The 24,039-nt window shown below is 71.9% G+C and carries 19 protein-coding genes, 1 pseudogene and 1 riboswitch; of the genes and pseudogenes, 11 read left to right on the top strand and 9 right to left on the bottom strand.

The window, feature by feature from the left end:
- Nucleotides 1-92 precede the first annotated feature (92 nt).
- Complete coding sequence (locus ACIBN2_RS34495) at nt 93-1,049, top strand: M28 family metallopeptidase (RefSeq protein ID WP_399140389.1); 957 nt, start codon at nt 93-95, stop codon at nt 1,047-1,049.
- 44 nt (nt 1,050-1,093) lie between these two features.
- On the opposite strand, the gene ACIBN2_RS34500 is transcribed toward ACIBN2_RS34495, so the two are convergent.
- Nucleotides 1,094-2,527 (bottom strand): tetratricopeptide repeat protein, encoded by a 1,434-nt coding sequence (locus ACIBN2_RS34500; RefSeq protein WP_399140391.1) that lies wholly within the window; start codon nt 2,525-2,527, stop codon nt 1,094-1,096.
- Nucleotides 2,528-2,781: 254 nt separating this feature from the next.
- Between ACIBN2_RS34500 and ACIBN2_RS34505 the strand changes: the two genes are divergently transcribed.
- Nucleotides 2,782-3,297, top strand: a complete 516-nt coding sequence (locus tag ACIBN2_RS34505; RefSeq protein WP_399140393.1) for a hypothetical protein — start codon at nt 2,782-2,784, stop codon at nt 3,295-3,297.
- Between the two features lie 75 nt (nt 3,298-3,372).
- Here ACIBN2_RS34505 and ACIBN2_RS34510 read toward each other — a convergent pair whose 3' ends face one another.
- From ACIBN2_RS34510 to ACIBN2_RS34530, 5 genes are all read right to left on the bottom strand, one after another.
- Nucleotides 3,373-4,251, bottom strand: a complete 879-nt coding sequence (locus tag ACIBN2_RS34510; protein WP_399140395.1) for an ABC transporter permease — start codon at nt 4,249-4,251, stop codon at nt 3,373-3,375.
- Complete coding sequence (locus ACIBN2_RS34515) at nt 4,238-5,212, bottom strand: ABC transporter ATP-binding protein (protein WP_399140396.1); 975 nt, start codon at nt 5,210-5,212, stop codon at nt 4,238-4,240. The genes ACIBN2_RS34510 and ACIBN2_RS34515 overlap by 14 nt, the downstream gene beginning before the upstream one ends.
- Nucleotides 5,213-5,258: 46 nt before the next feature.
- Nucleotides 5,259-6,482 (bottom strand): outer membrane lipoprotein carrier protein LolA, encoded by a 1,224-nt coding sequence (locus tag ACIBN2_RS34520; protein WP_399140398.1) that lies wholly within the window; start codon nt 6,480-6,482, stop codon nt 5,259-5,261.
- Between the two features lie 251 nt (nt 6,483-6,733).
- Complete coding sequence (locus ACIBN2_RS34525; RefSeq protein ID WP_399140399.1) at nt 6,734-7,744, bottom strand: CHRD domain-containing protein; 1,011 nt, start codon at nt 7,742-7,744, stop codon at nt 6,734-6,736.
- Between the two features lie 176 nt (nt 7,745-7,920).
- Nucleotides 7,921-8,931 (bottom strand): polyprenyl synthetase family protein, encoded by a 1,011-nt coding sequence (locus tag ACIBN2_RS34530; protein ID WP_399140401.1) that lies wholly within the window; start codon nt 8,929-8,931, stop codon nt 7,921-7,923.
- Between the two features lie 731 nt (nt 8,932-9,662).
- A riboswitch (cyclic di-AMP (ydaO/yuaA leader) is annotated at nt 9,663-9,868 on the top strand.
- A 4-nt stretch (nt 9,869-9,872) separates the two neighbouring features.
- Between ACIBN2_RS34530 and ACIBN2_RS34535 the strand changes: the two genes are divergently transcribed.
- A complete protein-coding gene (locus tag ACIBN2_RS34535; protein ID WP_399140403.1) occupies nt 9,873-10,355 on the top strand; it encodes a transglycosylase SLT domain-containing protein in 483 nt (160 codons plus the stop codon).
- A gap of 17 nt (nt 10,356-10,372) precedes the next feature.
- Here the strand turns inward: ACIBN2_RS34535 and ACIBN2_RS34540 are convergent, their stop codons facing one another.
- From ACIBN2_RS34540 to ACIBN2_RS34550, 3 genes are all read right to left on the bottom strand, one after another.
- Nucleotides 10,373-11,212 carry an HAD family hydrolase gene (locus ACIBN2_RS34540; protein ID WP_399140404.1) on the bottom strand — a complete coding sequence of 280 codons (840 nt, stop codon included), beginning with the start codon at nt 11,210-11,212 and terminating at the stop codon, nt 10,373-10,375.
- A gap of 131 nt (nt 11,213-11,343) precedes the next feature.
- Nucleotides 11,344-12,546 (bottom strand): FAD-dependent oxidoreductase, encoded by a 1,203-nt coding sequence (locus ACIBN2_RS34545; RefSeq protein WP_399140405.1) that lies wholly within the window; start codon nt 12,544-12,546, stop codon nt 11,344-11,346.
- A gap of 70 nt (nt 12,547-12,616) precedes the next feature.
- Nucleotides 12,617-13,864: an ATP-grasp domain-containing protein gene (locus ACIBN2_RS34550; protein ID WP_399140406.1), complete on the bottom strand. Its 1,248-nt coding sequence runs from the start codon at nt 13,862-13,864 to the stop codon at nt 12,617-12,619.
- A gap of 239 nt (nt 13,865-14,103) precedes the next feature.
- Here ACIBN2_RS34550 and fahA point away from each other — a divergent pair, with 239 nt between their 5' ends.
- The 8 genes and pseudogenes from fahA (at nt 14,104) to ACIBN2_RS34590 (ending at nt 24,017) form a co-directional block, all read left to right on the top strand.
- Nucleotides 14,104-15,333: a fumarylacetoacetase gene (gene fahA / locus ACIBN2_RS34555; RefSeq protein WP_399140408.1), complete on the top strand. Its 1,230-nt coding sequence runs from the start codon at nt 14,104-14,106 to the stop codon at nt 15,331-15,333.
- A gap of 581 nt (nt 15,334-15,914) precedes the next feature.
- Entirely contained in the window at nt 15,915-16,856 is a 942-nt protein-coding gene (locus tag ACIBN2_RS34560) for a M56 family metallopeptidase (protein WP_399140410.1), read from the top strand.
- 214 nt (nt 16,857-17,070) lie between these two features.
- Complete coding sequence (locus ACIBN2_RS34565; RefSeq protein WP_399140411.1) at nt 17,071-17,859, top strand: GntR family transcriptional regulator; 789 nt, start codon at nt 17,071-17,073, stop codon at nt 17,857-17,859.
- A 41-nt stretch (nt 17,860-17,900) separates the two neighbouring features.
- Nucleotides 17,901-18,128 carry a ferredoxin family protein gene (locus tag ACIBN2_RS34570; protein ID WP_030180763.1) on the top strand — a complete coding sequence of 76 codons (228 nt, stop codon included), beginning with the start codon at nt 17,901-17,903 and terminating at the stop codon, nt 18,126-18,128.
- Nucleotides 18,129-18,144: 16 nt separating this feature from the next.
- Nucleotides 18,145-19,488 (top strand): annotated as a pseudogene (locus ACIBN2_RS34575) (ABC transporter substrate-binding protein).
- 11 nt (nt 19,489-19,499) lie between these two features.
- Nucleotides 19,500-20,363 carry an ABC transporter permease gene (locus ACIBN2_RS34580; RefSeq protein ID WP_399140658.1) on the top strand — a complete coding sequence of 288 codons (864 nt, stop codon included), beginning with the start codon at nt 19,500-19,502 and terminating at the stop codon, nt 20,361-20,363.
- Complete coding sequence (locus ACIBN2_RS34585) at nt 20,347-21,114, top strand: ABC transporter ATP-binding protein (protein WP_399140413.1); 768 nt, start codon at nt 20,347-20,349, stop codon at nt 21,112-21,114. Before ACIBN2_RS34580 ends, ACIBN2_RS34585 begins: the two co-directional genes overlap by 17 nt.
- 11 nt (nt 21,115-21,125) lie before the next feature.
- Nucleotides 21,126-24,017 (top strand): fumarate reductase/succinate dehydrogenase flavoprotein subunit, encoded by a 2,892-nt coding sequence (locus tag ACIBN2_RS34590; RefSeq protein ID WP_399140414.1) that lies wholly within the window; start codon nt 21,126-21,128, stop codon nt 24,015-24,017.
- The last annotated feature ends 22 nt before the right edge of the window (nt 24,018-24,039 follow it).

Here is a 24,039-nt window from a genome sequence, read left to right on the forward strand (position 1 = left end):
CTCTTGACGCGCAGTTAGTAAAGAGTTCACCATCCTGGGACCCCATTCATTGCGGAATCCCCGTGATTCCCAAGGAAATCGGAGCCCCCCACATGAAGTTCTCCGTTTCCGGGCGTTCGGCTGCCACCGGTGTGGTCGCAGCCGCCGTCTCGACTGTCATGCTCCTGACCACAGGGTCGACGGCCGGCGCCGCACCCGCGCGGGCGGCCGCCGCCGCGCCCGACATCCCCGTGGCGAACGTCAAGGCCCACCTCGCCCAGCTCCAGTCCATCGCCACCGCCAACGGCGGCAACCGCGCACACGGCAAGGCCGGCTACAAGGCATCCCTCGACTATGTGAAGGGCAAGCTGGACGCGGCCGGGTTCACCACCACCGTCCAGTCCTTCACGTCCTCGGGGAGTACCGGCTACAACCTGATAGCCGACTGGCCGGGCGGGGACGCGAACCATGTCGTGATGGCCGGGTCCCATCTGGACAGCGTCAGCGCGGGGCCCGGCATCAACGACAACGGCTCCGGCTCGGCTGCCGTCCTGGAGACCGCGCTCGCGGTGTCGCGGGCCGGCTACAAACCCACCAAGCATCTGCGGTTCGCCTGGTGGGGCGCGGAGGAGCTGGGCATGGTCGGCTCCCGCACCTACGTCAACGGCCTCTCCACCGCGAACCGTTCGAAGATCAGCGACTACCTGAACTTCGACATGATCGCCTCGCCCAACCCCGGCTACTTCGTCTACGACGACGACCCGGCGATCGAGAAGACGTTCAAGGACTACTTCACCGGCCTGAACATCGCCACCGAGCCCGAGACCGAGGGCGACGGCCGCTCCGACCACGCGCCGTTCAAGAACGCCGGCATCCCGGTCGGCGGCCTGTTCAGCGGCGCCGACTACATCAAGACGGCGGCGCAGGCCACCAAGTGGGGCGGCACGTCGGGCAAGGCCTTCGACGCCTGCTACCACCGCTCCTGCGACACGTCGTCCAACATCGACGACACCGCCCTGGACCGCAACAGCGACGCCATCGCGCACTCGGTGTGGGAGCTGTCCTCCTAGGGAATTGCCAGACACTCCCTAGCGTCCGGGCGGCAACTCGCGGACTACTGGGCCGACTTGCGGGCGCGTTCCGTGAGTCGGCCCATGCGTGCGCGGGCCGACTCCAGCTGCTCGATGTCGTCCGCGGCGGGGCCGTCCTCGGCGGTGAGCTCGGTCCACAGGCCGATCAGATCGCGGCCCAGGTCCAGGCCCAGCTGCGGGTCGCGCACGGCACGCCAGGCGGAGGCCGCGCTCTGGATGTTGCCGTAGGCCGCCTCCGCGTCGCGGGTGCGCCGGCGGATCCGGGCGAGGTCCAGCGAGAGCCGGAAGGAGCGCACCGGGTCGCCCGCCAAGTAGGCGATGTACGCGGTCAGTTCACGCAGCCGCAGCACCTCGCCGTGGTCGGGTCCCAGCGCCGCCGACGCCTCCCCGACCGCGCCCTCGGCCAGCCCCGCCGCCGTCTCTATCCGGCCCGCCTTGACGGCCTCATTGATCTGCGCCATCGGCTCGACGAGGAAGCTGGTGGTGGCCGGCGGTTCGTCGCCGAGCACGGCCTCGGCCACGGCGTCGAAGCCGCGGGCCGGAGTGGGCTTGGGGTCGGGGTCGGCGGCCGGGTCCAGGTCCGGGGGCATGGTGGTGAGGGAGGTCGACGGGCGGGCGGGTGCGGGTTCCGGCCGCGGCGCGGGCGCGTCCTCGGGCTCGGGACGGCGTTGCGGCACCGCGTCCATCGGCGGGGGCGGGCCGAACTGGCCCTTCGGTGCCGCGACCGTGCCGGGGGCCCGGTCCTCGACCGGTTCCTGCTCGGGCACCGCACGCAGCGCGAACGTCGGCGAGACGCCCCCCGCCTCCCCCGGCTCCCCCGGCTCCGGGACGGCCCGCAGCGGGAACGTCGGCACGTTCTCGCCCAGCGGCTGGGGCTCCGACACCGCCCGCAGCGGGAAGGTCGGCGCGGTCTCCCGATGGGGTTCGGAGGCCGCCCGCAGGACGTGCGTCGGCTTGTCGCGCCGGGGCTGCTCGGACTCGGGCTGCGGCGGTTCCCCGGCGGCCGCGGGCGCCTCCGGCTCGGCGGGCGGCGCGGGCGGCAGCGGGGAAGGGGCCGGGAACGAGGACGGAGCCGCTGGGGGCGAGGGCGCGGGCGGCGGGGGCGGAAGCACCTGCGCCGCCTTCGCCGACTCCCCGGTGGGGGCCATCTGCGCGGGCTCCCCCGTGAAGCCGCTGGCTCCGTCGGTCTCCACCTGGAGGTGGACGACGTAGCCGATCCGCTCGTCGTGGACCGTGGCCCGGACGGGCCGGCCGGTGGCGAGGGCGATGCGCGTGAGGTGGTTCAGGACGGCCTGCTGGATCTCCTCGTCGGCGGCCGCGCCGACCGGCACGCCGCCGACCCAGGCGCCCACCGGTCCTGCCGCGGGGACACGGACGTCGATCGGCGCGGCCGCCAGGGGCGCCGCGCCCGCGACGTGGTTCTGTTCCCGCTTCTTGTCGCGGCTGAGTCGAGACATCGCTTCCCTCACTCGGATGCGTCGGGGAGTCCGTGGACGGCGCGTCCGGCTTCCATGGTGCTCCCTCCCGCCGTCGGACTTCCGCTCCCCCGGCGTCAAGATCCGGTTCTGCACGTACTGTCGAGTCTCTCCGGTCGCTCCCGGTTCTCACGTCACCGTGGCGTCACAGCATCGTCCCAGGTGCTGCGCACGCCCTCGCGTGACCGTACCGGTGTCATGAGGATCGGGGGGCGTGACGAGGGAGGAGAGCGGGCATGCGGACGGATGTGCAGCAGGGACCGGAGATATGGCTCCGCGGCCCGGTCGCCGTACCTGGACCGGGACCGCGGGAGACGCCCCATGCCCACGCCACCGCCCGGCACTACTCCTGGGTCGGCACCCACGGCGGCGCCGGCGTCACCACGCTCGCCGCGGTCTACGGCGGTCACGACTGCGGCCGTGACTGGCCGGGCCCCGGGGACCCGGCGTCCGTGCTGCTCGTGGCCCGGACGCACGCGTCGGGTCTCGCGGGCCTGCTGCGCGCCCTGGAGGTGTTCCGGCTCGGGGAGGCTCCGCCCGGGCTCGACCTCGACGGCGTCGTACTCGTCGCGGACGCGCCGGGGCGGCTGCCGAAGCCGCTCGACAAGCAGGTCCGGCTGATCGAGTCGATCATCGACGTGTACCGCGTGCCCTGGGTGACCGACTGGCGCCTGGGCGACCTGAGCGGCCGGCCGCCCCGCGAGACGGAGTCGCTGGCCCGGCTCACCGGAGCGGCCGAACGCCACCGGTGACCGCGGCCCGGAGCCAGCACCAGGGCGAGGACCAGGACCAGGGCGAGGACCAGGGCCAGGGCGAGGACCAGGGCTTCAGGCCGTGATGTCCTTCGTCGTGAACCGTGCCCATGCCGCCGAGCCGAACACCGCCGCGTACAGGACCTGCAGACCGAGGTTTCTGGTCAGGTCGTCCCAGTAGACGGGCTCCCGCATCAGGTCGGCGAAGGACAGCCAGTAGTGGGAGAAGAAGTACGGCTGGACGGCGTGCAGTTGGGGGATCTGATCGAGGATCTGGACGGTGATCAGCAGTCCTACGGTGGTCGCCATCGCGGCGATGCCGCTACTGGTCAGCGTCGAGACGAACAGGCCCAGGGCCGCGACGCCCACCAGGGACGCGGCGACGACCAGGGCGATCAGCAGGGCGCGCCCCAGGCCCTCGGCGAAGGTGATCTGGGTGCCGGAGATCGTCGTGAGGTCGCCGAGCGGGAACAGGACGGCTCCGACCGTCAGCGCGGAGACCGCGACGACGAGGGTGGCCACCAGGCAGAAGGCCATCACGGTCGCGTACTTGGTGAGCAGCAGGCGGGTACGGCCGGCGGGGGCGACCAGGAGATAGCGCAGGGTGCCCGAGTTCGCCTCGCCCGCGATCGCGTCGCCCGCCACGACACCGATCGCCATCGGCAGGAAGAACGGCAGCGTCGCGGCCAGCGCGGTGAAGACCAGGAACAGACCGTTGTTGGTGATCTGCGAGATGAACGCCGGGCCTCCGCCGCCGTCGCCGGGGCCGCCACCGGCCGTCGAGCCGTCGCTGGTCTCGATCTTGACCGCGATGCCGACCAGGATCGGCACGGCCGCCAGCACGGCGAGCAGCGCGAGCGTGCGCCAGCGCCGGAAGGTGATGAGCAGCTCGCTGCGCAGGAGCCCGAAGGTCCACAGCAGCCGCGGTGCGCGGAGCGCCTCAGCCTGCGACATCGAAACCCTCCCCCGTGAGTGCCACGAACGCGTCCTCCAGGGAGGCCCGCTCCACGCCGAAGCCGCGGACGCGGACGCCCGTCTTCACCAGCGCGGCGTTCACCTCCGCGAGGTCGCGGTCGGGCGGCTCGGCGGTCACCCGGTCGTCGGCCACCACCACGTCGGCGGCGCCCTGCTCCTTCAGCACCCGGGCCGCTTCCCCGGGGTCGGGCGTGGTGACGACCAGCCGGCCGCGCGCCCCCGCCGACAGGTCGGCCACGGGGCCCTGGGTGATCAGACGGCCCTGCGCCATCACGGCGGCATGGGTGCAGACCTGCTCGATCTCGTCGAGCAGGTGCGAGGAGAGGAAGACGGTCGCGCCGTCGGAGGCCAACTCCCTGACCAGGGAGCGGATTTCGCGCATGCCCTGCGGGTCGAGGCCGTTGGTCGGCTCGTCCAGCACGAGCAGCCTGCGCGGCTGGAGCAGCGCGGCCGCGAGACCGAGCCGCTGCTTCATGCCCAGCGAGTACGCCTTCGCCTTCTTGCCGGCCGCCGCCGTCAGGCCCACCCGGTCCAGCGCCGCCGCCACCCGGGTGCGCCGGGTGCGCGGATCCGCGGTCGGGTCGGCGGCGTCGTAGCGCAGGAGGTTGTCACGGCCGGAGAGGAAGCCGTAGAGGGCGGGGCCCTCGATCAGGGCGCCGACGTGCGGGAGCACGGCGCGCGAGGCGCGCGGCATGGGCCGCCCGAGTACGCGCGCCGTGCCCGACGTGGGCTCGATGAGCCCCATCAGCATGCGGATGGTGGTGGTCTTGCCCGAGCCGTTCGGACCGAGGAAGCCGAAGACGCTGCCCGCCGGGACGGTCAGGTCCAGGCCGTCGACGGCGAGCTGCCCGCCGCGGTAGCGCTTGGTGAGCCCACGGGTGGCGATGACGCCGTCACCCGGCTCCCCCTTGTCCGGCTCCGTGGCGGACGCATCGCCCATCGGCTCCCTCGATTCGTCGTACGTGCGCGGCGGTTGACCGCGCTGTCTACTTCCCCGCGTCGGCGGCCTTCACCAGCGCGGCCTTGTCGACCGCGCCGACGTAGACCTTGCCGTCGTCGGTGATCAGGGCGTTGATCAGGCGGGTCTTGAAGATCGTGCCCGAGCCGAACTTGCCGGAGACCTTGTCGCCGAGGGAGTCCAGGATGCCGCCGAACTGGCCGCCGGCCTGGGAGCCGGACGGCACGCCCTTGCCGCCGGTGTCGAAGGTGGCGATGGAGTTCCAGCCCTTGCCGAGGACCTTCATCCCGTCGGTGCCCTTGGCGAGGTCCTTGCCGGACCCGGGGGCCTTGTCGGTGCCCTTGAGCTCGTGCCCGGCCCTGCCGTGCCCGGCCTTGTTGTCCTCGGTGACCTTCGCGCCCTTCGGCGGGGTGAAGTCGAAGGTCGAGGAGCTCGGCCTGGCGAAGCTGACCTGGGTGAAGCCGGCATCGATCACGGCCGAGCCGCCGCTCGACGGCGTCAGCGTGAACTTCAGCGGCATACCGGTCTTGGCGTCCACGGCGACCGTGATCTGACCGACGGTCGACCCGGACTGCTTCGGCTTCACGACCAGCCGGTAGGCGTCACGGCCCGCGACCTGGGCGGTGCCCTGGACGGTCACGGAGGTGGTGTCGTCGACCGACTTCAGGGCCTCCGAGGTGAAGTCCTTGGGCGTGGCCGGGACATCCTGCTTCTGCTGCGCCTTCGGGCTGCCGGAGGCGGTGGAGTGGTAGACCTCGTTCGACCGGCTGTCGTAGCCCCAGACGTCCTTGCCGTTGTGGATGAGGCTGTACTCCGCCGCGTTCTCCAGCAGCGACACCTTCTGCCGGTCCGGGCCGTCGGACGCGACGCGCAGGGTGTGCGTGCCGGTGACGAGCTCGGTGAGCTTGGAGCTCGGGTCGGCGGACGAGCCGCCGCCCTGCTTGGCGGCGCCGGACATCAGGTTGCTCTCGAGACCGCCGAGGTCCGGCAGGCCGAGGTCCGTGCTGACCTTCACCGTGCCGGACATCTGCTGCACGTCCGACTTGGCGATCTTGTCGATGAGTTGCTGCGCGCTGATCTTCGGCAGGCTGGGGTCGCCGGAGTCGGCGAGGGCCGGGACGAGGCCGATGGTCGCCGCCGCCACCCCCACCACCGCGACCGGGACCACGTACCGTGCGGCCTTGCGCCGGCCCGCGCGGAGGTCGTCGGCCTCCTCGGCAGTCGTGCTCTCGTCGGATTCGTACGGTGCCATGTGTGCGCTACCTCCGTCGTCGGCGGCGGCCTGTCCAACTCACGTGCTGCTGTTGTCCACCCCGTGCCGCCATTCTCACCCGAATCGGTGAGGAGTGGTGATTTCCGTGGTTTCCATCTCACCAAATTCGCCAGGAGGAAGCGTCAGACCGGGGATTCAACTCCGTGTACGCCTGGGGTATGACGCGAGAGGGCGGCGCCTCCCCCGACCCGTAGGGGTCGAGGGGGAGCGCCGCCGAAGATGAGCCCGTGTCAGTTCCGCACGAAGACGTAGTCCGCCTGGTAGGGGACGCCGACGATCGTGCCGGGCGAGCAGGAGCCGGACGGGGCCACTCCGCCGACGGTGTTGAGCCGCAGGATCTCGGCGGTGTGCGCGAGCAGGCCGTGGCGCTTGCCCGACTGCGTGGCCTTGAGGTCGAGCTCGGGGATGTTGCCGTCCCCGTTGGGCGTCTTGGACAGGACGGCCCCGGTCACCGCGCTGCCGTCCGGCGCGACCCACTGCGGCGTACCGGAGTTGGGCGCGGTGAAGGTGTGCCGGATGTCCCCGCCGAGCCGGGCGGCGACGTCCCGCTGCGCGAAGGCGTAGCCACCGCCGTCGGCCGGCTTGCACTCGTAGATCTGCTTGCCCTTGACCACCGACGCCTCGAAGTTGTGCAGGGCGTCACGGAAGTCGAAGGCGGCGACCGTGACCTTGTGGAGCTGGCCGCGGACGGCTCCGCCCGGGAACTCGGCGGTGTGCAGATTGGCGTAGAAGGAGCCGGGATCGGACTTCAGCGCGTCGAGCAGCGCCTTGTCCCCGACCTTCACGGTGCCGGTGACGCTGTGCCGCTTGCTGTGCCCGAGCAGGCCGGTGAAGTCGACCTTGACTCCGCCGTTGGTGCCCTTGGCACCCTGGTGGATGTGGAGCATGGTCGGTTTGCCGGTGCCGCGCCAGGTCACGGCCACGGACACCTTGTCGCCCTTGACCTTGATGAACTCCAGGGCGGCGCCGTCCTTGTCGCCGACGGCCGGACCGCCCGCCACGGGAACCTCGTTGGCGCCCCGCAGGCCGGCGGCGAGGAGCGTTCCCCCGCTGCCGCCGGACACGGTCCCGCTCTGGGTCACGATGCTCTGCTCACTCATGCCGGAGTGGCCCGCGTGGTCGGCGCGGGTGCCTCCGGCGGCGAAGGCGGGAATCACCGCGGCGGCGACACCGCCGGCGGCGGTCACCGCGACAGCGGTGACGATCAGGCTCTTACGGCGCTTGGAGGACGTCGTATTCATGCCCATGATTCTGTTTTCTCCCCGTAGACCGGCCGACACCCCCTGCGTCGGCCTTCTGGGTATGACTACGGAAGGGATCTGAGTTTGGACTCAGTCCAGAGTTGTGACCTGCATCACATCATGCGAGCGCAAGGTGCGCGACCTTTCCCGAGGGACTCCGGACGGGCGTGCAGGACTCAGCCGGCCCGGTGGACCACGGCGTCGCACATCTCCATCAGCGCCAGCTTCGCGTCGCACTCCGTCAGCGGAGCCAGCGCTGCCCGCGCTTCCTCGGCGTAGCGCACGGTGTCGCGGCGGGCGTGCTCCAGCGCGGGGTGCGCCCGCAGCCCGGCCAGCGCCTCCTCGAGCCGCTCGTCGTCACTCAGGTCGGAGTCCAGCAGCTCGCACAGGGCGATGTCCTCGGCCAGCCCCAGCCGCGCCGCCCGCTCCCGCAGCCGCAGCACCGGAAGGGTGGGGATCCCCTCACGGAGGTCCGTCCCCGGCGTCTTGCCGGACTCGCGCGATTCGGACGCGATGTCCAGCACGTCGTCCGCCAGCTGGAAGGCGACGCCCAGCCGCTCGCCGTACTGCGTGAGCACATCCACGACCGTCTCGTCGGCGCCCGACATCATCGCCCCGAAGCGGCACGAGACGGCCACCAGCGAGCCCGTCTTGCCGCCCAGCACGTCCAGGTAGTGGTCGACCGGGTCCCGGCCGTCCTGCGGCCCCGCCGTCTCCAGGATCTGCCCCGTGACCAGCCGCTCGAACGCCTCGGCCTGCACCCGGACCGCCTCGGGCCCGAGGTCGGCCAGGATGTGCGAGGCCCGCGCGAAGAGGAAGTCGCCGGTGAGGACCGCGACGGAGTTGCCCCAGCGGGCGTTCGCGCTGTCCACGCCGCGCCGCACGGCGGCCTCGTCCATCACGTCGTCGTGGTACAGCGTCGCCAGGTGGGTCAGCTCCACCACCACGGCCGAGGGCACGACGCCCGGCGCATACGGGTCGCCGAACTGCGCGGCGAGCATCACCAGCAGTGGACGGAACCGCTTGCCGCCCGCCCGCACCAGGTGCTGGGCGGCCTCCGTGATGAAGGGGACCTCACTCTTGGTGGCTTCGAGCAAACCCTCCTCGACAGCCGCCAATCCGGCCTGGACATCGGCTTCCAGAGCCTGGTCCCGCACGCTCAGCCCGAACGGCCCGACGACGGTCACGAGGGGTCTCCTGTCTGCTGGTGTCTACCTGCGGTTCATGCGGTTTGTCGATAGGTCGCTGCCATCACTCAAGTCAGCGTATCCGGTCACCTTTCGATCACCCATGCCGCCCACCCGTCCACCACGGGCGGTATCGGATCACGACCGGTATGTTTTTGATCGCCTCATATGAGCGGATATCTGTCGACTTGTCCACCGGTGCGTCGGCCGGCCGGGCGGGAGGCGGCGACCCGCGCCCCGAAGGCTCTCGTGACATCACTCCCCACACAGCCCCCCACATCGCTCCCCCAGAGGACGACCGCCCTGAGAACGATCTGCACCACTCGGGAGGTTCCGTCCCTGCGGACATATGGCCGGGCGGCTCGATAACGACGGCCCTGATTCGTCCCTTTTTCACCTTCAATAAGGCGATCTGCACCGAGGACGAAACGGCCGAAACGGTGGCCCGCTACCGGACTTGGGAGCGACAGATTCCACGGGCGGCTGGTTGAACACGAGTTGGGCTCAATGCCCGATTTACCACTCTTGCGGACGCCAGTGAGTTGGGTCACGTCCACCTCGGATCCGACGGTCATTCAGCTACCCCCGTTCTTCCGTCGCCCACAGGTCAGTTGAGGATTGGCAGCAGCAAAGGATCAAGCACCTCAAAAACCTCAGACCAAGGTCAATAGGCATGGTCTGTGAATCCGGCACTTGTTCCGGACATGTGCTCTCGCATACGTTCCCGGCCAGTCGGGCAGACGCCGAATCCTGCCGCAGCCCGGCCGACCCATCGACGAACTCACTCGCACGGCAGGAGCGGGGGACCCAGGTAAGTCGCCGGACCGGACACAGCCCCGGACCGGCTCGGGGTGAAGCCGCGACGCCGCAAGGCCGCGCGGCCGGGCCACTCCCGCCCGAACCCGACAGCTCACCTCGCAGGCGCCGGAGAGGAACCCCCCATGTCTGCTGCCGCTCAGCATCGCCGTCCCAAGAACTCCCGCCTCGCCCGCAAGCTCGCCGTCGTCGGCACCGGTGCCGCCGTTCTCGCCCTCCCGGTCATCGGCGCGACCAGCGCCTCGGCGGCCACGCCGACGACGCTCACCGCGACCTCCATGGGCTACACCGACAACCTCGACGGCTGGATCCGGGCCTCCCTGCAGGTGATGTCGCAGCACGGCATCCCCGGCTCGTACGACGGCATCTACCGCAACATCATGCGCGAGTCCTCCGGCAACCCCGCCGCCATCAACAACTGGGACTCGAACGCGATCGCCGGCACCCCCTCCAAGGGCCTCCTTCAGGTCATCGACCCGACCTTCCTCGCCTACCACGTGCCCGGCACGCAGCTGAACCCGTACGACCCGGTCGCCAACATCACCGCCGCCTGCAAGTACGCGGCCGCGCGCTACGGGTCGATCGACAACGTCTACGGCGCCTACTAGGACCTGACGGACGGACCCTAGAGCTCACCTGCCCCACTGAGCTCCTCCAGCCTGAAGAACAGTCGCTCGAGGACGACGGCGATGCCGTCGTCCTCGTTCGACAAGGTGATCTCGTCGGCCACCGCCTTGAGTTCGGGATGGGCGTTGGCCATGGCGACGCCGTGCGCCGCCCAGTCGAACATGGGGATGTCGTTGGGCATGTCGCCGAAGGCGATGGTCTCCCGCGGCCCGAGCCCCAGGTGCGCGGCGGCCAGGGCGAGGCCCGTCGCCTTGGTGATGCCGCATGGCTGGAGTTCGACGGTGCCGGGTCCCGACATGGTGACCGTGGCCAGCGAACCGACCACCGAGCGCGCCGTCGACGCCAACTCGTCGTCGGACAGGTCGGGATGGCGCAGCAGCACCTTGCTGATGGGCGCGCACCACAGGTCGTCGCGCCGGTCGACCTGTACGGCCGGCAGCGTGGGGTGCGGCATCAGATAGCCGGGCTCGATGAGCGTGAGGCCCTCCACTCCGTCCTGGTCGACGGCCGCGTACACCTGGCCCACCTCGGCCTCGATCTTGCCGAGGGCGGTCTCGGCCAGCTCCCGGTCCAGCGTGACGGACCACAGCAGACGGTCCGCGCCGGCGTCGTACACCTGCGCGCCCTGTCCGCACACCGCGAGCCCCGTGCTGCCCAGGTCGTCGAGAAGCGGCCGCACTCTCGGGGCCGGACGGCCCGTCACGACCAGATGCCGGGCGCCGGCGTCGGCCACCCGCGCGAGCGCGGCGAGGGACCGGTCGGACAGCGTGTCGTCGCCTCTCAGCAACGTGCCGTCCAGGTCGGTGGCGATGAGTGCATATGCGGTGGGTGCGGCCATGATCAGAGAATACGGACCGGACGCGCCACCGACTCATCCTGAACCGGACGACCACGGCGTCCCTCGCGGTCCCCGCTCAACTTCCTTGCCCCCGCCGGTCCTTCGTTCCCGTCCGGCGCCCGGGCCCCGGTCTACCCATGGGCTGCCACCAGGTGCCCGGCCAGCCTCGGCGAGGCGAACTCCGTGCCGCACACGAAGCGCATCGACGGGCCGTACGACGCCGCCGCCGGCAGGCCCGTGAAGTACAGACCCCGGACCGAGGAGACGTATCCCGCGCCCAGCTTGGGCGTGCCCCGGCTCACCGCCAGGCGGGTGCGCAGCTCGTGGCCGAGGAAGTCCATCGCTGCGATGTCCACCCGGTAGCCGGTGGCCGCGATCACGTGGTCCGCGGACAGCTCCTCGGTGCGGCCCGCGTGCGTGCGGACCGTCAGCCTCGGGCCGCCGTCGGCCGCGTCCGCCCGCACGATCCGGTCGACCTCGCTGACCTGCACCTTCCCCTCGAAACGGTCACGCAGCCACCACGCGCCGAGCGGACCGAGCACGCGGCGCACCAGGTAGTGGCGGGCCTCGGCCGGGAGGTACCGGTAGGGGTGCGGGTAGTAGCTGAGCGCCCACAGGGACCAGGCGCGGCCGAAGGGCGACTCGGGGCGCAGCTTCGGCTGCTTCCACGGCGGCGCCCCGAAGGCGACCTTGCCGCGGCCGCGCGAGACCACCCGCACCTGCGCGCCCGCCTCCGCCGCGAGCGCCGCCGTCTCCAGCGCGGACTGCCCGGCGCCGACGACGATCAGGTCCTTGCCCGCGTAGCGCGTGAGGTCGTGCTCCTGGGAGCTGTGGGAGACCGGACCCGTGGGCGCCGGTCCCTCCGGGACGGCCGCGGCGAGCTCCGCCGGCAGGTGCGCCAGGCCGGACAGACCGGTCGCCACGACGACCGCGCGGGCGGTGAACAACTCCCCCGAGTCCAGCTTCAGTTCGAACCCGCCGCCCCGGTCCCGGTCCACCGACACCACCCGCACCTGCTCCAGTTCGGGCAGGAGCCGGTCCCGGAACCACTCGCCGTAGCCGATGAAGGTCTCGACCGGGATGATGTCCTCGTCCGTCACCAGCCGCTTGATGCCGGCGGCGTCGCAGTAGTCGACGAGGCTGTGGCCCCGCTGGGGGGCGTCGATGCTGGAGGCGGCCGGGGTCGACTTCAGGCGCATGCCCGCGGGCATGTGGTCGCGCCAGCTGACCATGGGGTCGCCGAAGACGCGCACCGGGATGCCACGGGCCTTGAGATGGGCGGCGGTCGACAGGCCGAACGGCCCGGCGCCGATGACTGCAACCGGTTGCATCACGAAGTCCCTCCCCAGGACGTCACTTCGCCACTTCGTGTCCGGCTCTCGCAGCTGGTCGGGGTCTGCTCGGCTAGCTGCTCGAACCGGCGCTGCTGCCGCGGCGGTTGGTCCGCCACAGCTGATACAGATGCTTCGCGCCCGGCCGCACGAAGCGCGCGAGCATCGTGAGGAACGGCAGCGGGTCGTCACCCGCGAGCCAGGCCAGCTCCGTCCCGCTCGCGCGCGCCGGGGCGTGCGGCGTCGTGTAGCCGCTGCGGCGGTAGGCGAGCAGGGCGGGCAGGTCGATGTTCTCCACGATGTACCGGTGGCCGGCCCGCTGTTCCCCCTCCGGAACAGAGCGTCCGGTCAGATTCAGATGCATGGCGCGGACCACGTCCACCCCCGACTCGTTCTCGAAGAGCCGGAACTGGGCGCCCATGCGCGGGTTGAAGTCGAGGAGCTTGTACTGTCCGTCGCGCCGGTCGAAGCGCAGGTCGAGGTCGATGATGCCGGTGAAGCCGATCTGCTTGATGAAACGACCGGCGAGGTCGGCGAGTTCCGGATTGTCGACGACGTACGCGTTCGCGGTCATGCCCGCGTGCGGCGGCCAGGAGCGCACCTTCACCCCGGTGAACATGGCGAGCGGGGTGGAGTCCTGGTCGAAGTAGGCGTGCACGATCCAGTCCTCCGCCTCCTCCCTCGGCAGGTACTCCTGGAGGATCACCCCCGGTTGCTCGCCCCAGTCGCGGGCGAGGCGCAGCAGGCCGTCGCGGGTGGCGATCCGCGTGGTGCCGTTCACCGCCGGCTGCCTGCGCCGCAGGAACGCCTCGCGGTTCTTGGCCACCACCGGGAAGCAGGCCTTCTCGGCGAAGTCCAAGATGTCGTCGTACGACTGCGGAAAGGCCGCCGTCGGGCTCGGGATGCCGTGCTCCACGCACAGCTCGTGCAGGCCCTGCTTGCTCGCGAGGCGGCGCGGCAGGGCGGGGTCGACGGGCGGGAAGAGGAAGTTGCCGGCGAGCGCGTCCTGGTGCTCGGCGATCAGGACGGCCGCCTCCTCGTCGGTCGGGACGAGGACGGTGGGGCGGCCGATCCGGCGGCCGATCCGGATCAGTCCCTCCACCAGGTGGTCCGGGTTCTCCGTGCCGGTGGTCGGCCAGACGAAGGCCTTCTTGAGGTAGCGGGAGGAGGCGGCGGGTGTGTAGCGGTCCTCGGTGATCGCGTACATGGGCACGCCGAGGCGGCCCAGGCTGCGGATCGCGCCGACACCGCCGTGGTGCAGCGGGTAGTCGCCGATTTTGACGATCAGGCCGGGCACATCACGGTCGGCGTCAAATGGCACACTGCCGCTGTTCCTGGCCACGGGTCCCCCCACGCGTCCCCCCTACGGACCGGACCCACCCCGTCCGTGTCCCCCAAAGGACGCTAAGCCGGAATTAGGGCCTCCGACAAGGCCAATTCGGACATTGCAATCTCTTTAGACACTGCCCAAGCGGGCAACTCAGCCGTAACGTGTGGCGCGGCCACATGACGGCCCGTGACAGAACGCTTGCGACCTGGTGAGAGTGAGGCAGTCACCCCATGCCCCCCTTCGATGTCCCCGAGGGCGACCCCTTCGGACCGCACAACCTTCCGTACGGCGTCTTCTCGCTCGGCGATCCGGCGCAGCGGACCGTCGGCGTCCGGCTCGGCGACCACGTCCTCGACGCGGGCGCGGCGGCGCTGGCGCTCGGCTCGCCGTACGCCTCCCTGCTCGCGCGGCCCTCGCTCGGCCCGCTCCTCGCCGCGGGCCGCACCGCCTGGTCGGACGTACGGCGCGCGCTGACGGCGTGGGTGACGGTGCCGGCGCACCAGGAGTCCGTCGCCCCCTTCCTGCACCCGCTGTCCTCGGTGACGCTGCACCTTCCGTTCGAGGTCGCGGACTACGTCGACTTCTACGCGTCCGAGCACCACGCCCGCAACGTCGGACAGATCTTCCGCCCCGACGCGGCGGACTCGCTGACCCCGAACTGGAAGCACCTGCCGATCGGCTACCACGGTCGGTCCGGCACGGTCGTGGTGTCGGGCACGGACGTCGTACGGCCGTCCGGGCAGCGCAAGGCTCCGGCCGACGCCGCGCCCGTCTTCGGGCCGTCCGTCCGCCTGGACATCGAGGCCGAGGTCGGATTCGTGGTGGGCGTGCCCTCGCCGCAGGGGACGCCGGTGGCGCTCGGCGACTTCCGGGAGCACGTCTTCGGGCTGTGCCTGCTCAACGACTGGTCCGCGCGCGACATCCAGGCCTGGGAGTACGTGCCCCTCGGCCCGTTCCTCGGCAAGTCCTTCGCGACCTCGGTGTCGGCCTGGATCACACCGCTGGACGCGCTGGAGGACGCGCGCGTGGGGCCGCCGGAGCGCACGCACGCGCTGCTGCCCTACCTGGACGACACCGAGGACACCGACGCCGAACCCGGCGGCTACGACCTGCGCATCTCCGTCGCGCTCAACGGCCATGTCGTCTCCGAGCCGCCCTTCTCCACCATGTACTGGACGGCCGCGCAGCAGCTCGCCCACATGACGGTGAACGGCGCCTCCCTGCGCACCGGCGACCTGTACGGCTCGGGCACGGTCAGCGGTACGGAGCCGGCCCAGCGCGGGTCCCTGCTGGAGCTGACCTGGAACGGGCGGGACCCCCTCGAACTCCCCGACGGCAAGCGGACGTTCCTGGAGGACGGCGACATCGTGACGCTCTCGGCGTGGGCGCCCGGGCCGGGCGGCGTCCGGGTCGGACTGGGCGAGGTGAGCGGACGCATCGTGGCGGGGCCGCGGGAGTGAGCGTGCGGGGGTGAGCGGTGGGCTCGCGGGAGTGAGCGGCCGGGCGTGAGCGGTGGGCCGGGGTGAGCGGCCGGGCATGACCGGCGGGCTGAGGTGAGCGTGCCAGTGTGAGCGGGCGGTTCGCGGCACGCGCGCGGGCGTGAGCGTCGCGGTACGAGCGGGCGTCGCGGTACGAGCGCCGGGTCGGCTCGTGGGTCTGGGCACACGCGCCGGACCGGGCCTCCGGTCGGGGCGCACGCGCCGGGCGGAGCTGTCGGTCCAGGCACATGCGCCGCGCGGCGCCGTCGGTCCAGGCACATGCGTCGCGCGGAGCTGTCGGTCCAGGCACATGCGCCGGGCCGGGCCGAGCCGTCGAGTGGGGCGCACGTGCCGGGCTGCCGTCGCCGTAAGGGCGTTGAGGTGAGCCGGAGTTGCAGGGCGTGACGACGGCCGCACGGGACGTACGGGGTGGTCGTCGTCTCCTGACTCCCGCGCCGTTCGCCGTCATACTGGCGGCGAGCGCCCCGTGCGCCGAGCCGCAACACCCCGCCGCAGCACCCCACCGCACCGCCCCCTCCTCCGACCGATCCGGAGACCGTGGCATGACCGTCTGCCTGCTCCTGCTGAGCTTCGTCGCCCTGATGGCCGCCGTGCCGGTTCCGCGTGCGCTGGTACGGGCGGCGTGGCCCGAGCGGGAACCCGTGGTCGCCCTGTGGGTGTGGCAGTGCCTGGTCGCCACCGTCCTGCTGTGCTGTCTGACGGCGCTGGTGCTCGGCGCCGCCGCCGTCTTCCACACCTTCCGCGACCACGTCTTCGCACCGGCGCCCCCGGCCGTGACCGCGGCGTACGACCTGACCGCCACCCCTGCCTGGGCCGACGCCCTCACCCTGCTGCTGGCCTGCGGCGCCGCCTGGACGACGGCGATGCTCGCCCGCGAACTCGTCGAGGCCCGCCGGCACCGCGGCCAGACCCGGGCGCATCTGCGCGAACGCGCCCCCGAACTGCCCGCGGGACTGGAGGAGGCGGCGCGCGGTCCGCTGCTGGTGCTGGAGGACGAGTACCCCGACGCCTGGTGGATGCCGGGCCATCCGCCCCAGCTCGTCGTCACGACGGGTGCGCTGCACCGTCTCACCGACCACCAGCTCGACGCCGTCCTCACCCACGAGCGCGACCACGCCCGCGCCCACCACGACTGGCTGCTGCACCTGTCGAGCGCGCTGGCCACGGGTTTCCCCCGGGTGCCGCTGTTCGCCCACTTCTGCGAGCAGACGCACCGGCTGGTGGAGCTGGCGGCGGACGACACGGCGTCGCGGCGGTGCGGCCACCTGACCACCGCGCTGGCCCTGATCGAGCTGAACCAGCACCGCGGGGTCCTGTCCTGCGCCTCCAGCCACCGGCTCCTCGGCGAACGGGTCGACCGTCTCCTCCAGCCTCCGCCACGGCTCGGCCGCCGGCACCGCGCCCTGACGACGACGGTCGCCGCCCTGGTGCCTCTGCTGCCGCTGCTGATCATGTTCGCGCCGGGGCTGACGGCGCTCGGCTGAGAGGCCCGGCCGCCGTACCGTTCGGTGGCAGGCGCGCGGCTCTTCAGGCATGCACCAGGCGTGCACCAGGCGTGTGCCAGGCGCGGCCGAGGTTGTGGCAGATCTTACATCCGCACCGCCATTCTCCCAGCTCAGCGCCCTGTCTGACACCCCGGTAGGTGGCGCAACACCGCCGCAACACTCCTTTCCCTACCGACTCGGTATGGTTCAAAACATGCCACCCAGCGACCGCATCCGAGACCACGCCGGCCAGAGCGCGACCACCGTCGCCGCCCACCGGGCGCGGCGCCGGCTGCGCGCCGACCAGGCCAGGCAACTCGCCGATCTGCTCCGCCACCAGCTCCTGGCCGGCGGCTTTCCGGACGGCACCCTCCCCCACGAGACGACCCTCGCCACGGACTACCGCGCGACCCGCAACACCGTCCGCCAGGCCCTGGACCTGCTCAGGGCGGAAGGTCTCGTGGACCGGCTGCCCGGAGTCGGGACGGTGGTCGTCGGGCAGAAGTACCCGCACGGCCTCGACCGCCTGATGGGCCTCGCGGAAACCCTCCGCGAGCACGGCCGGGTCACCAACGAGGTCCGCGCCATGGGCCCCGCCTCCGCGCCCGCCCCGGTCGCCGAACGCCTGCAGGTCCACCCCGGCACCGACGTCCTCTACATCGAACGCCTGCGCCGCCTGAACGGCCTCCCCCTCTCCCTCGATCTGACCTACATCCCGCTCGACATCGGCACCGCCCTGCTCGGCGCCGACCTGGAGAACACCGACGTCTTCCGCCTGCTGGAGACGATCACCGGCCGGCGGCTGGGCCATGCCGAGATCACCCTGGAGGCGGTCAGCGCGGACGCCCACTCCGCCGCCGTACTCGAAGCCCCGCACGGCGCGGCCGTCCTGATGCTGGAACGGCTCACCCACCTCGCCGACGGCCGCCCCGTCGACCTGGAGTTCATCCGCTTCCGCGGCGACCGCATCACCATGAGCGGCCTGCTGCACCGCTCCCTCTGACTCCCCGCCTCCCATCGAGTTCGACCTTCCTGGAGACAGCCATGCCTTTGGCGCCCCAGCGGGCCGATGTGCCCGTGACCATCGACGAGTCGAAGTGCATCGACGGCTGCACCCTCTGCGTGGACATGTGCCCGCTGGACTCCCTCGCCATCGACGACAGCACCGGCAAGGCCTACATGCACGTCGACGAGTGCTGGTACTGCGGCCCGTGCGCGGCCCGCTGTCCCACCGGAGCCGTGACGGTCAACATGCCCTACCTGCTCCGGTGAGAGGTCCCGAACTCCCATGAAACGCACCGCAGTCGCCGCGTCCGCCGCCCTTCTCCTGCTGCCCCTGTCCGCCTGCGGCGGCAGCGCCGAGGCCGGCGACGGCAGGACGGTCGCCATCACGGTCGGCTACCAGTCCAAGACCATCAACACGGTCACCGCGGGCACCCTCCTGCGCTCGCTCGGCTACCTCGAGAGGGACCTCAACGCTCTGCACGACGGCCACACCTACAAGGTCGACTGGCAGGACTACGCCACCGGTGCCCCCATCACCGCCCAGATGACCGCCGGGAAGATCGACATCGGCTCGATGGGCGACTTCCCGCTGCTCATCAACGCGGCCCGGGGCAAGCAGCTCGGCAAGCCGACCCACCTGGTCTCCGTCACCGGCTACAACCTGCGCGGCGGTCTCAACACGATCGTCACCTCCCCCAGGTCCAAGCTGTCCTCCCTGACCGGCCTGAAGGGCAAGAAGGTCTCCACGAGCGTCGGCTCCGCGGCCGACGGCACCCTCGTACGGGCCCTGCAGCGCGCCGGCATCGACCCCGACAAGGGCATCGAAAAGCTCAACCAGCAGCCCGCGGTGGGCGCTTCGGCCCTGTCGGCCGGCAGCGCGGACGCGCTGTCGCAGTTCGTCGCCTGGCCCGGCCTGCTCGCCTACCAGGGCAAGGCGAAGGCCCTGTACGACGGTGCCCAGCTGAACCTCCCCACCTTCCACGGCGTCACCGCACGCGAGGACTTCGCCAAGCGGCGACCGACGGTCGTGGAGACCTTCCTCAAGGCCCAGGCAGAGGCGACCGACTACCTCGACGCCCACCCGGTCGCCGCCGCCGAGAAGGTCGCGAAGGCCACCGGACTGCCCGCCGAGGTCGTCTACCTCTACAACGGCGCCCACGGCATCTCCACCTTCGACCCGGCGATCAAGCCACAGCTCGTCTCCGCCCTGAAGCAGGACGTCTCGGTCCTGAAGTCGGAGAAGCTGACCGGCGACATCGACGTGGCCTCCTTCGTCGACGACCGGTACGTCAAGAAGGCCCTCGGCACCGGCTACGCCAAGCGGCTCATATCGACACCGCCGACTGCCGCGAGCGAGGTGTGGCCCAAGGGCTAGGAGCAGACGATCGGCTTCAAGACCCCCGCCGAGTTGCTGAGTTACGTCGCCGGGCACAAGAACGGCATCCGTGCCGCCTACGTCCCCGACGCCACCACCGGCACCCTCTGGTTCGCCGACCAGTCGGTCTGGGTGGCCGACGGCAAGCAGCTCCTCCCCTTCGTCGCACCGGCGACCGCGAAGGCGTACGCCGCCACGCACGGGGGCGCCCGCATCATCACGTACGCCGACGCGCTGGGGCGGGCGTCGTGAGCCGCCGGCCCCTGGCACGGTATGCGCTCCGGGCGGTGTCCCTGGCCGCCGCCCTCGGTCTCTGGCAGCTGCTGACCAGCCTGAACGTCGACCTGTGGCTGCGCTTCTCGCAGTTCCCCACGGTTGCCGACGTGGCCCGCGCCTTCGCCGACCGGCTGTCCGGCCCCGACTACTGGACGGACCTCTCCGACAGCCTCACCCGCATCGTCACCGGCTTCCTCCTCGCCGCCGTCCTGGGCGTGGCGACGGGCGTGCTCGTGGCGCGCTCCCGTCTCGCCGAGGACCTGCTCGGCCCGCTCGTCGAAGTCGTCCGCCCGATCCCGGCGATCGCCCTGGTCCCGGTCGCGATCCTCCTCTTCCCCTCCAACGAACAGGGCATCGTCTTCATCACCTTCACCGCCGCCTTCTTCCCGGTGCTGGTCTCCACCCGGCACGCGGTCCGCGCCCTGACCCCGGTGTGGGAGGAGGCGGTGCGCACCATGGGCGGCGGCCGGTGGCGGATCCTCGCCTCGGTCGTCCTGCCGGGCGCGCTGCCCGGCATCTTCGGCGGCCTGTCGGTGGGCATCGGCGTCTCGTGGATCTGTGTGATCTCCGCCGAGATGATCTCCGGCCAGTACGGCGTCGGCTACCGCACCTGGCAGGACTACACCGTCGTCAACTACGCGGGCGTCCTCGTCGGCATGGTCACGATCGGCGTGCTCGGCTGGCTCACGTCCACGGCCGTGGAACTGCTCGGCCGCCGGCTGACCCGCTGGCTGCCGCGCACTTCGTACGTGCCCGCCGGCCGGACTCCGCGGCGGGCACGCGGCGCCGAAGCCGCCGTACCGGTGGGCCCCAAGACCAAGGAGGACGTGCCCCATGACCAGCTCGTCTGACCTCCGCCGGCCTTCCCGCACCGGAGCGGGGCTGGCGCTGCGCGGCGCGGTCCTCGGCCGTCCCGGCGCGCCCGTGCTCGACGACGTGGACCTCGACGTGGCCCCCGGCGAGATCCTCACCGTCGTCGGCCCCTCCGGCTGCGGCAAGTCGACCCTGCTGCGCACGCTGGCCGGACTGCTGATCCCGCTGGCCGGGTCCCTGGAACAGGACGGACGCCCGCTGACGGGCCCCGCCGCCGACCGCGCCCTGATCTTCCAGGAGGACGCCCTCCTGCCCTGGCGCACCCTGCGCGCCAACGTCGAACTGCCCCTCGCCATCCGGGGTCTGCCGCGTGCCGGACGCCGCGCCCAGGCCGAGTCCTGGCTCCGCCGGGTCGGACTCACCGACCACGCACGGCACCTGCCGCACCGCGTGTCCGGCGGACAGCGCCAGCGCGCCCAGCTGGCCAGGGCCCTCGCGGGAGCGCCCCGCGCGGTCCTCATGGACGAGCCCTTCGGCGCCCTCGACGCCCAGACCCGCGCCGACATGCAGGACCTGCTGGTGGAGGTGCTCCAGGGCACGGGCGCGACCGTCGTCTTCGTCACCCACGACGTGGACGAGGCCCTGTTCCTCGGCGACCGCGTGGCGCTCCTCGGCAACGGCCGGCTGACCGCCGTACGCGACGTGCCGCGCCCGCGCGACCGCACGGCGCACGACGACCCCGGGCGCGTGGCGCTGCGGCGCGACGTCCTCTCCTCGCTCGGTACCTGAAAGGCCCCCCGGTGACCACCTCCGTGAACACACCCCTGGAGATCCCCGCGCTCGATGACGCCGAGGAGATCAGCTGCGACGTCCTCGTCGTCGGCGGCGGCACCGCCGGCACCATGGCGGCGCTCACCGCCGCCGAGCACGGCGCGGACGTGCTCCTGCTCGAGAAGGCCCACGTCCGGCACTCCGGCGCGCTCGCCATGGGCATGGACGGCGTCAACAACGCGGTCGTCCCGGGCCGGGCCGAGCCCGACGACTACGTCGCCGAGATCACCCGCGCCAACGACGGCATCGTCGACCAGACCACGGTCCGCCAGACCGCCACCCGCGGCTTCGCCATGGTGCAGCGGCTGGAGTCCTACGGGGTCAAGTTCGAGAAGGACGAGCACGGCGACTACGCGGTCCGCCAGGTCCACCGCTCCGGCTCCTACGTGCTGCCGATGCCGGAGGGCAAGGACGTCAAGAAGGTCCTGTACCGGCAGCTGCGGCGGCGCGAGATGCGGGAGCGCATCCGCATCGAGAACCGGGTGATGCCGGTGCGCGTGCTCACCGCGGAGGGGCGGGCCGTGGGGGCGGTCGGCTTCAACACGCGAACGGGCGGCTTCGTCACCGTACGCGCGGGCGCCGTGATCCTGGCGACCGGCGCCTGCGGCCGCCTCGGCCTGCCCGCCTCCGGCTACCTCTACGGCACGTACGAGAACCCGACCAACGCGGGCGACGGCTACGCGATGGCCTACCACGCGGGTGCGGAGCTCACCGGCATCGAATGCTTCCAGATCAACCCGCTGATCAAGGACTACAACGGCCCGGCCTGCGCGTACGTCGCCAACCCCTTCGGCGGCTACCAGGTCAACCGGCACGGCGAGCGCTTCGTCGACTCCGACTACTGGTCGGGCCAGATGATGGCCGAGTTCGCGGCGGAGGTCGCGAGCGACCGCGGCCCGGTGTACCTGAAGCTCAGCCACCTTCCCGAGGAGTCGGTCTCCGCCCTGGAGTCGATCCTCCACTCGACCGAGCGCCCCACCCGGGGCACCTTCCACTCGGGCCGCGGCCACGACTACCGCACCCACGACATCGAGATGCACATCTCCGAGATCGGCCTGTGCGGCGGCCATTCGGCCTCGGGCGTACGGGTCGACGACCACGCCCGTACGACCGTCCCCCGCCTGTACGCCGCCGGCGACCTGGCCTGCGTGCCGCACAACTACATGATCGGCGCATTCGTCTTCGGCGACCTGGCGGGGGCGGACGCGGCCCAGTACACGCCGTACGAGGGCGAGTTGCCGGCCGATCAGCTCCGGGACGCGCACGAGCTGATCTACCGCCCGCTGCGCAATCCGGACGGCCCGCCGCAGCCTCAGGTGGAGTACAAGCTGCGCCGCTTCGTGAACGACTACGTCGCCCCGCCGAAGTCCGGCGCCCGCCTCTCCCTGGCCCTCGAGTCCTTCGAGCGGATGCACGACGACATCGCGGAGATGGGCGCCCGCACCCCGCACGAACTGATGCGCTGTGCCGAGGTCTCCTTCATCCGCGACTGCGCGGAGATGGCCGCGCGCTCCTCCCTGGCCCGCACGGAGTCCCGCTGGGGCCTTTACCACGACCGTCTCGACCACCCCGAACGCGACGACGTCTCCTGGTTCCACCACCTCGACCTGCACAAGTCCCCCTCCGGATCGATGGAGTTCACGGCCCGTCCCGTGGCTCCCTATCTCGTCCCCGTCGACGAGTTCACCCCCGTCGGCGGCCCGTCCCGTCACCTCGGCGAGGTCCACCCCGAGGACGTCGCCACGGCCGGCTCGCGCGACGTGGCGCCGGTGGCCTCCGGCGCGCGGAGGACGCCGGCGGTCGCGACCGGGACGGCCGGCGCCGAGTCCCCGCTCCCGGACCCCGGCCAGGCCTCGGCCCGCCTCCTGGAGCTCGTCGCCCTCGCCGAGGAAGAACCCGAACTCGACGCCCTGCGTCCCTACTTGACCGACCCCGCCTCCGCCGTCCGCCGTGAGGCCGTCGCCGTCCTCACCGAGACGGTGCCGCCGGGAACGGGTCCCGCCCTCGCCGAGGCCCTCCGCGACGCCGCCCCCCAGGTGCGGGCCGCGGCCGCCGCGTCCCTGCGCGAACTCGTCGAGACGCTGCCCGCGCAGCCGGCCCTCCGCGACGGCCTCGCCGCCGCGTTGGCGTCGTCCGACCCCGTCGTCCGCGCCGCCTCCCTCGATGTACTGCGCGCCCTGCACCTGGGCGATGCGGCCCTGTTCACCGGGGCCCTGACCGACTCGGACATCGCTGTCCGCATCGAGGCCGTCCGCGCACTCGTCTCGGTGGACGCCGCCACGGAACTGTCCCGGGCCGCCACCACCGACCCCTCCCGCGAGGTCCGCGTCACCATCGCCAAGGGCCTGGCGACCGTATGGGCGAGCCGAGTTGGGGAAGTGGCGCAAGGCCGGATCAGGGAGGCGGAAGACCCGCTCGGGGAGGTGGAAGGCCCGCTCGGGGAGGTGGAAGGCCGGCTCGGGGTCGGGGACGACGCAGAGGCGACCGGCGACCTCGCCGCCGTCCTCACCGCCCTGGCCGACCTCACCGGCGACCCCGACGCCCTGGTGCAGGGCGCCGCCTACGGAGCGCTGGGCACCACCGGCTGCCCGGCACCGCTCGCCGCTCGCGCCATGGCCGCGCTGTCCGATGCGGCCTGGCAGGTGAGGTCGGGTGCCGCGACCGCGCTGTCCGCCGCCGAGCCGGACGTCGCGGTCCCCGCCCTCGCCAAGGCCCTCGCGGACCCGAACGCCGACGTGCGCAAGGCGGCCGTCCTCGCCCTGACCCGGCACGGCGACACCGAGGACGCCTGCGCCGCTCTGGCCACGGCCACGTCGGACTCGGACGCGGACGTCAGGGCGTACGCGGCCCGGGCGCTGTGACGATGCCCCACGCCGCGGGCCG

Origin of the sequence: Streptomyces sp. NPDC050534 (assembly GCF_044457745.1) — a bacterium.
Taxonomy (GTDB): domain Bacteria; phylum Actinomycetota; class Actinomycetes; order Streptomycetales; family Streptomycetaceae; genus Streptomyces.